At 72.0% G+C, this 13,252-nt stretch carries 13 protein-coding genes and 1 pseudogene; 8 read left to right on the top strand and 6 right to left on the bottom strand.

Annotated elements, in window-relative coordinates; all coding sequences use genetic code 11:
• The first annotated feature begins 130 nt into the window (after positions 1 to 130).
• Positions 131 to 1,102, top strand: coding sequence for a universal stress protein (locus ACFXKZ_RS38530; protein WP_380007953.1), 972 nt, complete (start codon positions 131 to 133; stop codon positions 1,100 to 1,102).
• Between the two features lie 563 nt (positions 1,103 to 1,665).
• Positions 1,666 to 2,073, top strand: coding sequence for a hypothetical protein (locus ACFXKZ_RS38525; RefSeq protein WP_380007951.1), 408 nt, complete (start codon positions 1,666 to 1,668; stop codon positions 2,071 to 2,073).
• Positions 2,074 to 2,148: 75 nt separating this feature from the next.
• On the opposite strand, the gene ACFXKZ_RS38520 is transcribed toward ACFXKZ_RS38525, so the two are convergent.
• Positions 2,149 to 2,622: an SRPBCC family protein gene (locus tag ACFXKZ_RS38520; RefSeq protein ID WP_380007948.1), complete on the bottom strand. Its 474-nt coding sequence runs from the start codon at positions 2,620 to 2,622 to the stop codon at positions 2,149 to 2,151.
• Between the two features lie 202 nt (positions 2,623 to 2,824).
• On the opposite strand from ACFXKZ_RS38520, the gene ACFXKZ_RS38515 reads away from it, so the two are divergent.
• Together ACFXKZ_RS38515 and ACFXKZ_RS38510 are read left to right on the top strand one after the other, a co-directional pair.
• The gene (locus ACFXKZ_RS38515) at positions 2,825 to 3,016 is read left to right on the top strand and encodes a toxin-antitoxin system HicB family antitoxin (RefSeq protein WP_380007945.1); all 192 of its coding nucleotides are present in this window, start codon (positions 2,825 to 2,827) and stop codon (positions 3,014 to 3,016) included.
• On the top strand, positions 3,013 to 3,309 hold the full coding sequence (locus tag ACFXKZ_RS38510; RefSeq protein WP_380007942.1) for a type II toxin-antitoxin system PemK/MazF family toxin: 297 nt from the start codon (positions 3,013 to 3,015) through the stop codon (positions 3,307 to 3,309). The genes ACFXKZ_RS38515 and ACFXKZ_RS38510 overlap by 4 nt, the downstream gene beginning before the upstream one ends.
• On the opposite strand, the gene ACFXKZ_RS38505 is transcribed toward ACFXKZ_RS38510, so the two are convergent.
• Together ACFXKZ_RS38505 and ACFXKZ_RS38500 are read right to left on the bottom strand one after the other, a co-directional pair.
• Positions 3,279 to 3,836, bottom strand: a complete 558-nt coding sequence (locus ACFXKZ_RS38505) for a permease-like cell division protein FtsX (RefSeq protein ID WP_380007938.1) — start codon at positions 3,834 to 3,836, stop codon at positions 3,279 to 3,281. The genes ACFXKZ_RS38510 and ACFXKZ_RS38505 overlap by 31 nt on opposite strands.
• A 64-nt stretch (positions 3,837 to 3,900) precedes the next feature.
• A complete protein-coding gene (locus tag ACFXKZ_RS38500) occupies positions 3,901 to 4,356 on the bottom strand; it encodes a MarR family winged helix-turn-helix transcriptional regulator (protein WP_380007935.1) in 456 nt (151 codons plus the stop codon).
• Positions 4,357 to 4,531: 175 nt separating this feature from the next.
• Here ACFXKZ_RS38500 and ACFXKZ_RS38495 point away from each other — a divergent pair, with 175 nt between their 5' ends.
• Both ACFXKZ_RS38495 and ACFXKZ_RS38490 read left to right on the top strand, forming a co-directional pair.
• On the top strand, positions 4,532 to 5,869 hold the full coding sequence (locus tag ACFXKZ_RS38495; RefSeq protein ID WP_380007932.1) for an aspartate aminotransferase family protein: 1,338 nt from the start codon (positions 4,532 to 4,534) through the stop codon (positions 5,867 to 5,869).
• 137 nt (positions 5,870 to 6,006) lie between these two features.
• Complete coding sequence (locus tag ACFXKZ_RS38490; RefSeq protein WP_380007929.1) at positions 6,007 to 6,654, top strand: TetR/AcrR family transcriptional regulator; 648 nt, start codon at positions 6,007 to 6,009, stop codon at positions 6,652 to 6,654.
• A gap of 11 nt (positions 6,655 to 6,665) precedes the next feature.
• Here ACFXKZ_RS38490 and ACFXKZ_RS38485 read toward each other — a convergent pair whose 3' ends face one another.
• Positions 6,666 to 7,850: a GDSL-type esterase/lipase family protein gene (locus tag ACFXKZ_RS38485; RefSeq protein ID WP_380007927.1), complete on the bottom strand. Its 1,185-nt coding sequence runs from the start codon at positions 7,848 to 7,850 to the stop codon at positions 6,666 to 6,668.
• A 44-nt stretch (positions 7,851 to 7,894) separates the two neighbouring features.
• Entirely contained in the window at positions 7,895 to 8,467 is a 573-nt protein-coding gene (locus ACFXKZ_RS38480) for a TetR/AcrR family transcriptional regulator (protein ID WP_380007924.1), read from the bottom strand.
• Between the two features lie 407 nt (positions 8,468 to 8,874).
• On the opposite strand from ACFXKZ_RS38480, the gene ACFXKZ_RS38475 reads away from it, so the two are divergent.
• Positions 8,875 to 10,440 carry an ABC transporter substrate-binding protein gene (locus ACFXKZ_RS38475; protein ID WP_380007921.1) on the top strand — a complete coding sequence of 522 codons (1,566 nt, stop codon included), beginning with the start codon at positions 8,875 to 8,877 and terminating at the stop codon, positions 10,438 to 10,440.
• Between the two features lie 415 nt (positions 10,441 to 10,855).
• Here the strand turns inward: ACFXKZ_RS38475 and ACFXKZ_RS38470 are convergent.
• Positions 10,856 to 11,419: pseudogene (locus ACFXKZ_RS38470) on the bottom strand (Uma2 family endonuclease); the annotation flags it as partial.
• 94 nt (positions 11,420 to 11,513) lie between these two features.
• On the opposite strand from ACFXKZ_RS38470, the gene ACFXKZ_RS38465 reads away from it, so the two are divergent.
• Positions 11,514 to 13,214: a DUF885 domain-containing protein gene (locus tag ACFXKZ_RS38465; protein ID WP_380007918.1), complete on the top strand. Its 1,701-nt coding sequence runs from the start codon at positions 11,514 to 11,516 to the stop codon at positions 13,212 to 13,214.
• The last annotated feature ends 38 nt before the right edge of the window (positions 13,215 to 13,252 follow it).

Below are 13,252 nucleotides of genomic sequence, written 5' to 3'. Positions count from 1 at the left end.
CCCGGCGCACCGAGTGCCCGTCGTCGCGACGACGGGACGCACACGCGAGACAGACAGCGGACGGACGAGAGACAGTGGAAGGGGACAGCATCGCCATCGAGGGGGGTTCCCAGGGTTACCGGGAGCTGTCATGACAACCGGACGTCGACCCGTGGTGGTCGGAGTCGAGAACTCGGCGGCGGGCATGCTCGCCGTCTCCTGGGCCGCCGACGAGGCCGCCCGACACGCGCTGCCGCTGCACCTGGTCCACGCGTCGGAGTGGCCGGCCGATCCGGCGGGCGCGGAGACCGCGGCGGAGTCGAGCCGGCACGACGGCCGGCTGCATCGGGCGCACGTCTTCGACTGGTCGGTCGAGACGTATCCCGAGGCCGAGGTCCCCGTGGTGCGCCGCAGTTGGGCCGAACGTCGGCGCGCGGCCGACGAGGCGCTGTTGGACAAGGCGCGGGTGGTGGCGGCCAAGCGCAGACCGGATGTGGCGGTGACCACGGCGGCGGTGGACGGGCGGCCGGTGGACGTGTTGCGGGTGGAGGCGCGTGAGGCGAGTGTGCTGGTGCTCGGGTCGCGCCGGTTGTCCGCGTTCACCGAGTTGTTGACGACGGGCAGCATCGCGGTTCCGGTGAGTGCGCACGCGCCGTGTCCGGTGGCGGTCGTGCGTGGGCCCGAGCCGATCACCGGGGAGCCGCCGGTGGTGGTGGTGGGTGTCGACGGGTCTGCCGGGTGCGAGCGGGCCGTCGGGTACGCCTTCGAGACCGCCTCGTTGCGCGGCGCGGGCCTGCGGGCGGTGCACGTGCGGCCGCCGACGGCGAGCATGGTGGCCGCGTTCGGCAGCGAGGCCGAGGTGGAGGAGGCGCTGGTCCGGCTGGGCGAGACGCTGGCGGGATGGAGCGAGAAGTATCCGGACGTGTCGGTGGAGCGGGTGACGATTCTGGGCCATCGGGTGCGCGCGTTGGCGGATGCGGCGGCGGACGCGATGTGTCTGGTGGTGGGCAGTCGGGGAATGGGCGGTTTCCGCGGCATGCTCTTGGGGTCGGTCACCAACGGGCTGATCCACCACGCTCCCGGGCCGCTGGTGATCGTTCCGCAGGGCGGCGACGTCGGGTGAGCGCGTGGCGGGCTCGGGTACGGGTCCGGGAACCGGCGCCGGGGCCGGTGCGGGGCGTCCGGCGGCGTGGCGCGGGTGGATCACGGGCGGGTCGTGGACGCGTCGCGGTGCGGGATCCGGGTAGGCGGGCGAAGGAGTGCTCGGAGTGCGAGAGCCGTCGTGGACGCGTCGGGGAGTGATCCGAGCGGGAGACGGACGGGAGGTCGCGGGGACAGACGACGCCGAAGGATCCCGGGGCGAACCCGGGGAGCGATGCGAGGGAGACAGAGCGATGACCATTCCCATGCCGGTGGACCCGGATACTCGCCCGCCGCAACCGACGCCTTGGCCGGGACCGGGGCCGGGGCCCGTGCCGGAGCCGGAGCCGCCGCGACCGGGGCCCACGCCCGAACCGGAGCCGGGCCCGGAGCCCGAGCCGCAACCCGTGTGACCTCGGCGATCGTGTCGGCGTGTGCCCGGTGGGGGACGCGGTGCGAGCGGGTTCGGTACGGGTTGGGCCGGCCCGAAGCCGGGCGTAGCGTTGATGGGTGGGGGTGTCGCACGCAATCCCGAGCGGAACGGATGTGAGCGTCGTGATCATCATCGGACTCTTCATTGCGGCGGCGAGCGTCGCGTTCGCGGCCCTGCTCGTCGCGTACAACACCTCCGGGGGTCCCGAGTACACGGTGAGCATGTTCGACACGGACATGGTCACCCTCGATACGCTGGCGGCGTTCCTGGCCGGGCTGGCGCTGGCGCTGTTGTTCTGCGCGGCGCTGGCGATGGTGGCGACGGGGATGCGGATGCGGGCGCGGCGGCGCAACTCCGCGGCCCGCGTTGGGGATTACGACCGGGATGGCCGGGCGGCTCGCTACCGGGCCGCGCACGAGTGGCGGGCGGATCCGGCTCGCACCGAGCGTGCGGATGCGCGTGGGGAGCCGACGGCGCCTGCGCCGCAACGGCCGCCGGAGCCGCCGGAGGGCAATGTTTGAGGTGGTCGCGCGTGACGGGCCGGCTCGGCGGATCCGCCGAGCCGGCCCCGTTGTTCGTAGTGTGGCGGGGCGGTGTCAGTCCGGCGGGATGCGGCTGTGGCCGGTGGGGCTCGGGGTGTCGCGCATCTCGCCGAGGGCCTTGGTCTCGACGAGTTCCTTGAAGCGCAGCAGGTCCGGCCGGACCCGGGTCGCGGTGAAGGGCGGGGTGGTCTCGGTGGTGTCGGTGAGGCCCTCGGGTTCGACCTCGGTGACGACGTCGATGGTGGTGTGGTCGGCGTCGACCGCGCGGAAGGTCACGAGCGCGTGGTGGCGGGGTTCGTCCGACACGGTGCACCAGGAGACACGTTCGTCGGGGAGTTCCTCGGTCTCGGTGCCGAATTCGCGGGTCACGCCCGCGGTGTAGGTCCTCCAATAGTGGTGGTGTGCGTCGAGCCGGACCACCTCCTCGACCCCGTCCATGAACTGCGGGTACTCCTCGAAGCGGGTCCACTGGAGATACGCCGTATGCAGCGGGACGTCCACGTCGACGGACTCGGTCGCGGCGGTCATGGCGGTCACCTCCCACGGTGGGACGAACGATATGTCTGCGGCCTGCCCTGGGGTCGCGCGCCCAAACGATGTCGCTGCGGCGGTACGGGCGCGGGTGGGGTGGGGGGATGCGCGCGGGGTGGGAGGGGAGGATCGAGGTCCGGTCGGGCGAAATCGCCGCCACCGAGGGACACCACCGGGGTGTGGTTGCTACGTTGGTGGCATGACGGTGATGACGTTGCGGATTCCCGACGACCTCGACGCCTCGATCCGGGCGGGCGCGGCGGCGGCGGGGTTGTCCCTGAATGCCTATATCGTGCGGGCCGCGCGCCGGCAGGCGGTGCTGGACGCCGCTCGGCAGTTGGCCGCGCTGGGTCTGGGCGAGGAGTTGTGCGGCGAGGGCGACACGCTGTGAGGCGTGGCGAGATCTGGACGTTGGGCGACGGCCGCGATGTCCTGGTCGTCTCGCTGGACGGTCTCGAACAGGCCTATGCGGCGGTGCTCGCGATCGTGCTGCATCCGGCGGGCCGCTTCCCGGACACGGCGATGTCCGTGGTGATCGAGCAGCCGCTGCCGTCGACCGCGGTGGCGGTCAACCTCCAGCAGTTGCGTACCGCCCGGTTCGACGACGCGAAGCTTGTCGGCACCGTGGCCCGCGAGGTGATGGAGCGGGTCGATCAGGCGCTGCGCGCGGTGCTGGACCTGTAGCCGGGCCCTCCGGCCGGGGCGGGCCGGGTGTGACGCGTCGTCGACGCGACGCCGGGGTGTGTGGTGATCGCGGAGATCACGGTCGGGGCGGTGCCGGGGTCGCGGAGCTCGACGCGGAACGAGTCCGGCAGTTGTTCGGGGCCGATCGCCGGGGCCGGGGCGGTGTTCGTCCATTGCAGGCGCAGCCGCTCCCACGCCTCCTGGTGATCCTCGTAGTACACCCGCTGAACCTGCGGCATGGCTTCGAGCGCGGCGGAGATGTCGGCGCGCTGGGCGGTCGTGACGGGGCCGGTGGCGCAGCCGCCCGTCTGGGGGTCGCCGACGTGACACAGGAATACGGAGAGGTCGGCCTTGCCGGCCCAGTAATCGGCGCCCGGCGGCAGGTTGTCCCCGGCCGGGGTGGGGGTTTGCGGGGTGCCGGCCCCGTAGCCGTCGTCGGAGCAGCCGGCGACGGTCGTGAGCGAAATCAGCGCGGCCGCGCAGCCCGCGGCGATGGTGCCGGTGCGTGATGTGACGTGTTTGGTCATCTTCGTCCCCAAGTGGTGAACATCCCGGGTACTCGGCGTAGTTGGTTCATCGCGCGATGCCGGGTCATCCGTCGTGGGGTCGGCGGGTGCGTCTGGTGTCGACGTTGGTGGTCAGTGTGGTGAGGAGGTCGGGGAGTTCGGCGACGGTCGGCTCGGGCAGTCCGGTCACGGTCTCCTCAGCCAGGGTGCACCATGCCTGTTTGATCCGCTCGACCAAGTCCCTGCCGCTGTCGGTGAGTTCGACGACGGAGGCACGTTTGTCGGTGGGTGCCGGGGTGCGGCGGATGTGGCCGGCGGCTTCGAGTTTGCGGGTCATCAGGGTGACGCTGGGCGGTTCGCAGCCGAGTGCGTCGCTGAGTCGGCCCTGGATCATCGGGCCGTTGCGGGCGAGTTCGAGCAGCAGTGCTTCCTGGCCGGGGTGCAGGCCGAGGGGGGCGAGCAGGGTGGTGATCCTGGCCCGGTGGCGCAGGCTCAGCAGGCGGATGGCCTGGTTGAGGGCGTCGGCCCGGTCGAAGTCCATGGCTCTTCTCTCTCGGCTCTCCCCGACGGGTTACTTACGTGCATAACATTACCGCCATGGAGTGGATGGCGCTTCGGAACGCGCCCAGGCGCACCGGTTTGGCCGGGCAGAGCCGAACAGCGAGGCCGCGATCGTGCGCTGGACGTGTGCTTCCGGCCCGACCTACCGTCGGGACATGGCTGATTCGACCACCTCCTCGTCGCCCTCCGCCGACCCGTTCTGGACCGACGCCGAGCGGCATCTCGTGCGCTACGGAGGCGAGTTCACTCGCGAGATCATCGATCGTGCCGCCGGGAGCTTCGTGTTCACCGCCGACGGCCGGCGCATCCTCGACTTCACCTCCGGGCAGATGAGCGCGATCCTGGGTCACGCGCACCCGGCGATCGTGGACACCGTGCGGCGGCAGGTGGCGACCCTGGACCACCTGTACAGCGGCATGCTCAGCCGTCCGGTGGTCGACCTCGCCCGGCGGCTGGCCGCGACGCTGCCGGATCCGTTGGAGAAGGTGCTGCTGCTGACCACCGGCGCCGAGTCGAACGAGGCGGCGATCCGGATGGCCAAGCTGGTCACCGGCCGGCACGAGATCGTCTCGTTCGCGCGGTCCTGGCACGGCATGACCCAGGCCGCCGCGTCGGCGACCTACAGCGCGGGACGCAAGGGCTACGGGCCGGGCGCGCCCGGCAACTTCGCCATTGCGGTGCCGAACGTGTACCGGCCCGACTTCGTCGCGGCGGATGGGACGCTCGACTGGCGGCGGCAGCTGCACTTCGCGTTCGACCTGATCGACGCGCAGTCGACCGGCAGTCTGGCCGCGTGTCTGGTGGAGCCGATCCTCAGCTCGGGTGGCATCATCGAGTTGCCGGTCGGCTACCTGGCGGCGCTGCGCGACAAGTGCCGAGAGCGCGGGATGTTGCTGATCCTCGACGAGGCACAGACCGGCCTGTGTCGCACCGGGGACTGGTACGCGTTCGAGCGCGACGGCGTCGTGCCGGACATCCTCACGCTGTCCAAGACGCTCGGCGCGGGGCTGCCGCTGGCCGCGGTGGTCACCAGCGCGGAGATCGAACAGCGGGCGCACGAGCGGGGGTTCCTGTTCTTCACCACGCACGTCGCCGATCCGCTGCCGGCGGCGGTCGGCAACACCGTGCTGGACGTGCTGATCGCGGATCGGCTCGACGAACGGGCCCGCTCGCTCGGCGCGTTCCTGCGTCGGGGGCTGGTCGAACTCGCCGGGCGTCACCCGGTGGTCGGCGACATCCGCGGTCGCGGGCTGCTCGCCGGCCTCGAACTGGTCGTCGATCGGGACGACGCGAAGCACGGCTCCGACGAGCTGGGCGCGCGGGTCACCCGGCGCTGCCTGGAGTTGGGGCTGCACATGAACATCGTGCAACTCCCGGGCATGGGAGGGGTGTTCCGGATCGCGCCGCCGTTGACCGCGACCGAGGACGAACTCTCGCTCGGGTTGGGCATCCTGGACGAGGCGATCGGCGACGCGTGCGCGGGAGTGCGGTAGGTGGACGGGCGCTTGCGGCGGGTGGGCGCCTGCGGTGGGTGGGCCTGCGCGGGGGCTTCCGGAATGTCATTCAGGTTTGTGATAGCTTCTAACCGAAATGCGGGGATGTGGCTGCGTGTGCGAAAAGGTGGCGGGTCATGGCGGAAACCGAGGCGAACACCCCGCGTGAGCGCTACCGGACGCAGGTGCGGACGGAGATCAAGCAACACGCGTGGGAGCAGATCGCCACGGCGGGTGCGTCCGCGCTCTCGCTCAACGCGATCGCCAAGCAGATGGGCATGAGCGGTCCCGCGCTCTACCGCTACTTCGCCGGCCGTGACGAGCTGATCACCGAGCTGATCCGGGACGCGTACCGCAGCATGGCCGAGGCCGTCCGGGCCGCCTTCGAGGGTGGTGCCGACGTGGCCGAGACGGCGCGCGCCATGCGCCGGTGGGCGCTGGCGGATCCGCAGCGCTACCTGCTGATCTACGGCACGCCCGTCCCCGGCTACCACGCCCCCGACGACATCACCGCGATCTCCGCCGAGATCATGACCACCCTGCTCGACATGTGGAGCGCGCAACCGCCGGCGGAGCACGCCACGACCGCGTTGGAGGCGCACCTGGCGCGGCACCGGCGCTGGGCGGGCGAGCATCCCGCGCCGCCGGGCGTGCTGCACCGGGCCCTGATCTTCTGGACCCGGCTGCACGGCGTGCTGTCCCTGGAACTCGCCGGCCACTTCGTCGGCATGGAGTTCGACCCGGAGCTGCTGTTCGAGGCGGAAATCGCCGCATTGCAGGCGTAGCCGGGACGGGGTCAGCCGGCCCCGGCGGACAGCGGGCCGGCGGGACCGAAGGCGAGGCGGGCGAAACGTTCGCCGATGCGGCGGTGGGCGGCCGGGTCCGGGTGCAGGTCGTCGGGCAGCGGGAGTTCGGCCTGGTCCGCCGCGCCGTACAGGTCGAGGCCGTCGAGGTGGTGCAGGTTCGGGTCGTCGGCGGCGCGCCGTGCGACGATCCGGGCCAGCTCGTCCCGGATCACGGCCAGGGTCAGTCGCCCGGCGGCGACCTGCGCACGATCGCCCGTGGCCACGAACCGCAGGCGTCCCTCGCCGAACGCGGCCGGGTCCACGGCGCACGGCCCCGGGGTGTGCTCGTGGATGGCGCAGTGGATCGGCGAGACCACCAGCAGCGGGGTGTCGGGGTGTCCGTCGCGGATGGTGTCGAGGAATCCGTGCACCGCCGGGCCGAACGCCCGCAGCCGCATCAGGTCCGCGTTGACGATGTTGATGCCGATCTTGAGGCTGATCAGGTCCGCGGGGGTGTCGCGCATGGCGCGGGCGGTGAACGGGTCGAGCAGGGCGCCGCCGCCGAAACCGAGGTTGATCAGCTCCACGCCGCCTCGGGCCGCGGCCAGGGCCGGCCAGGTCCCGGTCGGGGTGGCCGCGTTGGAGCCGTGGCTGATCGAACTGCCGTGGTGCAGCCACACCTTGCGCCCGTGCGCCGGTGCCGCGTGGATGGGGGCGTCGCCGCGCAGCGCGACCAGCTGTGTGCTCTCGTCGTGCGGCAGCCAGATCTCGACGTGCTTGTCGTGGGTGGGCAGGTCGGTGAAGCGCAGGGTGCGCACCGGGCCGGGGCGGGTGTGTGCGCTCCCGCCGGCCAGGTCGATGGTGAGCGTGTCGCCGTCGGGCACGCTCGCCCGAACGGTGAGGTTTCCGTCGACGAGGAGTTCGTACACACCGTCCGGGCGCGGCGGGGCACCGGGGTAGACCCGCTTGGTGGCCACGACGTCCAGTTCGAGGACGGCGGCCCGGGTGCGCAGCGCCAGTCGTACGCCGGAGGGTTGGGACTCGGCCATGGCCAGTTGCTCGTCGGGGATCTGCCGGCGGGCGTGCGCGGGCAACCGGTGGGGCACGATGCCGCGTTCGGTGTGTTCCAGGTCGAGGGCACCGCGCAGCAGGTCGGCGGTGATGGGGGTGGTGGTGTGGGCGTACGGGGGGTGCATGGGCTCGGTCTCTTCGCTTTCTTCGCTCTGCGGAGATGGCGGGGTCAGGAGGTGGTGGGCCAGGTGCGCAGCAGACCGTCGAGGGCGTCGAGGATCGCGCTCCAGCTCTGTCCCGAGTCGGGGGCGCTGTGCTCGAAGCCGCCGGCGGACTCCAGGTCGACGAAGCCGGCGAAGACGCTGCCCAGCAGCCGGACGGCGTGCGTTTGGTGCGGTTCGGCCAGGTCGTATCCGCGCAGCAGCGCGCGCATCATCCGCGCGTGCCGGACGCCGGCACCGGCGGCGGCCGTCTCCGGGTCGAGCCGGTATCGCGCGGCGGCGAAGCGGCCCGGGTGGGCGAGGGCGTAGTCGCGGTAGACGTTCGCGAAGGCGGTCAGCGCGTCCTTGCCCGCGCGTCCGGCGATCGCGGCGGAGGCCCGGTCGGCGAGTTCCTCCAGCGCGAGCAGCGCGATGCGGGTCTTGAGGTCGTGGGCGTTGGCGACATGCGAGTACAGGCTCGCGGTCCGCACGCCGAGGCGTCGGGCCAACTCCGCGGGTGTCGCCTGCGCGAACCCGACCTCATCGGCCAGTTCGGCCCCGGCCCGCACCACGTTTTCGGTGGTCAACCCCACGCGCGCCATGCCCGGCTCTCCTCATCCACTCTCGGGTTCACCTGAATGGATTATGCGCATGCCTAATGCATATAGGCAAATGAGATGCCTTGTTAGGCTGGGTGGGCTCTCGGTGCCGAGGTGCGCGGCGGATGGCGTGAAGACTGCCCGGCGTTGCGGCGTCTGGGGTTGGCGATTCGGACGGATTCGGTGATTGCTCTTCGTCCGCGGCGACGATTCGAGGTGTTCGGGGGCTGCCTACCCTGAGCGTCCACTGCGGCAGTCGCGCCGTTCTCCGAGGAGGTATCCAGCATGGGACGATCCGATGCGGTCGGGTCCAGTGTTCGGACGGTGGGTCCGAACATTCGTACGTCGATCGCCGCCGCATCGGGGGGCGAAGGGCGTACGCGCTCCGCCGTTCTCGCCGGTGGTGCACGATGAGAGGCGTCGCGCGGGCGGCGGCCGGTGCGGTGGCCGTGGGGATGCTCGCCACCGGGTGCGGCGGCACCGGCGCGTCGAGCGCGGGCGGGAGCGACACGATCACGATCGGTATCTCCGAGGACCCCGCCAACCTGTCTCCGCTCACCTCGCTTTCCAGGATCACCTCGCTGATGACGCGGTTCTCCTACGACGCGCTGGTCAACACCACGGTGGACGGGCGGATCGTCTCCGGCGTCGCCGAGAAGTGGGAGTCCGATCCCCTGTCGGCCACGTTCACCCTGCGGCGCGACGTGCGGTGCGGCGACGGCCGGATGTTGACCGCGTCCGCCGTCGCGGCGCAGTACAACTACATCGCCGACCCGAAGAACACCTCGCCGCTGTACGGCCTGGCCGTGGCGCCGGGAACGGTCGCCACCGCGGACGACGCCACCAACACGCTCGTCCTGCGCACGCCCGAACCCACCCCGTTCCTACTGCGCGGCGCCTCCCAACTGCCGCTGGTGTGCCCCTCGGCACTCGCGGCGCCCGGCTCGCTCGACCACGCCACCGACGGCACCGGGCCCTACCGGCTCGTCGAGGCCGCGACGGGTGACCACTTCACCTACACCAAGCGCCCCGACTACGTCTGGGGACCGGGCGGCGCGAACTCCACCGAACTGCCCGAGCGGCTGGTGTTCAAGGTAGTCACCAACCCCTCGACCAGGGCCAACCTGCTGTTGGGTAAACAACTCGACATCGCCTCCGTGACCGGCGCCGACCGGGTCCGGCTGACCGCGGCGGGGCTGAAGTACCGCGTCGAGCGCAACCCTTACGGGATGTTCCTGTACAACGAGGCGCCCGATCACGTCACCGCCGATCCCGCGGTGCGCTGGGCGCTGACCGCCGCGCTCGATCTCAAGCAGCTGGGGGCGGTGGCCACCGGCGGCAAGGGCTCGGCGCCGAACCGGGTCGCGGTCACCATGCTGCCGACCTGTCCGGCGGACGCCGTGAGCGCCAACATCCCGCCGCACGACCCGGCGCGCGCGGCGGCCGCGCTGCGTGGGGCCGGGTGGACCAAGTCGGGCGGGCACTGGACCAAGGATGGCAGGCAACTGTCCATCGTGCTGCCCTACTCGGGGACGGCCGGCTCGGAACTGTTGTCCGCGGTGGAGCTGGCGGTCGAGCAGTGGCGCTCGTTCGGCGTCAAGGTCAGCCGCCGGCCGCTCACGGCCGGGACCACGGGAGAGGTGCTGGCCTCCGGGCAGTGGGACATCGCCTGGGTACCGATCACGCTGACCCAACACGACCAGCTCGTGCCCTTCTTCAGCGGTCCCAAGGGGCCCGACGGGCTCAACTTCGGCGCCGTGGACAACCCCGAGTATCAGCGCCTGGTGGGCCTGGCCATGAACAAGCCGGACATCGCGGGCTGCGACGAATGGACCGCGGCCGAGGCCGAGTTGGTCAAGCGGGTCGACGTGATGACCTTCGCGGACATGCAGACCCCGTACTTCGCCACGCGCGGCACCACGTTCGCCATCGACGGTGGCGGGATCGACCCGATGTCACTGCGCCTGAACCGCTGAGGCCGGCGGAGGTGGGGGGCCCGCCCCCGCCCCCCCCCCCCCCCACCCCCCCCCCCCCCCCCCCCCCCCCCCGCCCCCCCCCCCCCCCCCCCCCCCCCCCCCCCCCCGGCGCCGCCCCCCCGCCCCCCCCCCCGCGCCCCGGGGGGGGGGGGGCGCCCCCCCCCCCCCCCCGCCCCCCCCCCCGGGGGGGGGGGGGGGGGGGGGGCCCCGGCCCCCCCCCCCCCCCCCCCACGACCACGCGACGCGCCGCCGCATCCGGGCGGCGCCCCATCCTCCTCGAACCGTGCCAGGCGGCACGGTGGTTCACCTGCGCGCGAGCGAACGCCGAAGCACCCCTGGCGGGCGGCGCGGGCGGGCGGGGTTGGAGGAGGTCCTTCATGAACTCGGTGGGCCAGGCGGCGGAGAAGGGCTTGGGGAGCCAGACGGGTTCACCGACGTGGAAGACGGTCGGGGCCGGGTAGGTGCCGTGGATCGCGTCGCGGAAGAGCAGTACCTCGGCCCTGCGGCGGTCGACGACCAGATACAGCGGGATGCCGCTCGCGGCGTACTGGCGTGGTTTGGCCGCCGGATCGTCACGGTCGAGGTCCTCGCGTCGGGTGGAATTCGATGTCACCTCCACCAGCACCAGGATCCCGGCGGGGGACATGGCCTTGCCGGCTCGGACCAGGACGCGGCAGGACGGGTCGAATACGACCAGGTCGGGGGTGCGCTCGGACGCGCCGAACTCCACCGAGGTGTTCTCCCGCAACGCCCGCTCGGCGGCGCCGTCGCGCGGCAGGGAGGCGAGGAAGGAGCGCAGGTTGTCCAGGATGTCCCCGTGCGTCACGTCCGGAGGGGGCCGCATCACGATGCCACGCGGTGTGGTCTCGAACCTCAACGGCGCGGCAAGTGCGGCCAGTTCGGGCGTCTCTCGGACGTTGTCGAGAATGCGGCGGGCGACGATGGCGACGTAGTCGGGGTCGTGGGTGGTGGGGCGCATGTTCGGGCTTTCGTGGGGGGTTCGGGTGGGGGTTGGGGTGGGTGGTGGGGGAACCCGGGTGACGTGGGGGTTGTCGGCGTATGAGGATGGGGGCATGTCAGTCAACAGTGTTCCGCTTCCGCGTCAGCTTGCCGATTCCTATGTCGACGAACTTGTTGTGCTCGATCCGGTGATGGGGACGTTTCTCGGGGTTGCGGAGTGTTCCGGGCGGTTGCCCGATCTGTCTCCCGAGGGGCAGGAGGCGCGGGCCGCGTTGGCTCGGGGCACGCTTGCCGCGCTCGCCGAGGCCGAGCAGCGGGATGGGGCGGAGGCCGCGGTCGAGCGGCGGTGTGCCCGATTGTTGCGTGAGCGGTTGACGGCCGAGTTGGCCGTGCACGAGAGCGGGGAGGGGTTGCGGACCGTCGGGAACATGGGCACGCCGATGCACTTCGTGCGTGAGGTGTTCACCGTCACGCCCGCGGAGACGGACGCGGACTGGGCCGCGATCGCCGAGCGGCTGCGTGCGGTCTCGCACGCGCTTTCGGGCTACCGCAAGTCGCTGGAGCTGGGCCTGGAGCGCAAGTTGTACGCGGCGCCCCGCCCGACCGGGGCGTGTGTCGCCCAGCTCGGCGAGTGGGCCGACACCGACGGCAACGGGCGCGGCTGGTTCGAGGACTTCGCCGCCGCCGGCCCGCAGACCCTGCGCGCCGAACTCGACGAGGCCGCACGCGCGGCGACCGCCGCCGTGGTGGAGCTGCGTGATTGGATGCGCGACGTATACGCCCCCGCCGTCGCCGACGCCCCCGAGGTGGTCGGGCGCGAGCGGTACGCCGTGTGGTCGCGGTACTTCAACGGCGCCGACCTCGACCTGGACGAGGCCTACGCCTACGGCTGGTCGGAGTACCACCGCCTCCTGGGCGAGATGCGCCACGAGGCGGAGAAGGTCCTGCCCGGCGCCGCGACGCCGTGGGTGGCGCTCGCGCACCTGGACGAGCACGGTACGCACATCGAGGGCGTCGACGAGGTGCGGGCCTGGCTGCAGGCCCTGATGGACGAGGCGATCGAGCACCTCGACGGCACCCACTTCGACCTCGCCGAGCGGGTGCGCCGCGTCGAGTCGTGCATCGCACCGCCGGGAAGCGCCGCCGCGCCTTACTACACGCAGCCGTCCGAGGACTTCAGCCGCCCCGGCCGGACCTGGCTGCCGACGATGGGCCGCGACCGGTTCCCGGTCTACAACCTCGTGTCGACCTGGTACCACGAGGGTGTCCCCGGCCACCACCTCCAGCTCGCCCAGTGGGCGCACATCGCCGGCGACCTGTCCCGCTACCAGGCCACCGTCGGGGTGGTCAGCGCCAACGCCGAGGGCTGGGCGCTGTACGCGGAACGCCTCATGGACGAACTGGGCTTCCTCACCGACGCCGAGCGCCGCCTGGGCTACCTCGACGCGCAGATGATGCGCGCCGCGCGAGTGATCGTCGACATCGGCATGCACCTGGAACTGGAGATCCCGGCCGACGCGCCGTTCCATCCCGGCGAGCGCTGGACCCCGGACCTGGCGCAGGAGTTCTTCGGCGCGAACAGCAGCCTCCCCGACGCCTTCGTGGACAGCGAGTTGACCCGCTACCTGACCATGCCCGGCCAGGCGATCGGCTACAAGCTCGGCGAACGCGCGTGGTTGCTGGGCCGGGAGAACGCCCGACGGGCGCAGGGCGCGGCGTTCGACCTGAAGGCGTGGCACATGAGCGCGCTGTCGCAGGGGTCGCTCGGGCTCGACGACCTGACCGACGAACTCTCCGCGATTTCCGCGCCGTAGCCCGGACCCGCCCGCGGATCCCGATCGGATCGGCTGTA

This window comes from Embleya sp. NPDC059237 (assembly GCF_042754105.1).
In the GTDB taxonomy this organism is placed as follows: domain Bacteria; phylum Actinomycetota; class Actinomycetes; order Streptomycetales; family Streptomycetaceae; genus Embleya.
The sequence above is the reverse complement of the archived record's forward strand: the minus strand, read 5'-3'. Positions and strand labels throughout refer to the sequence as shown.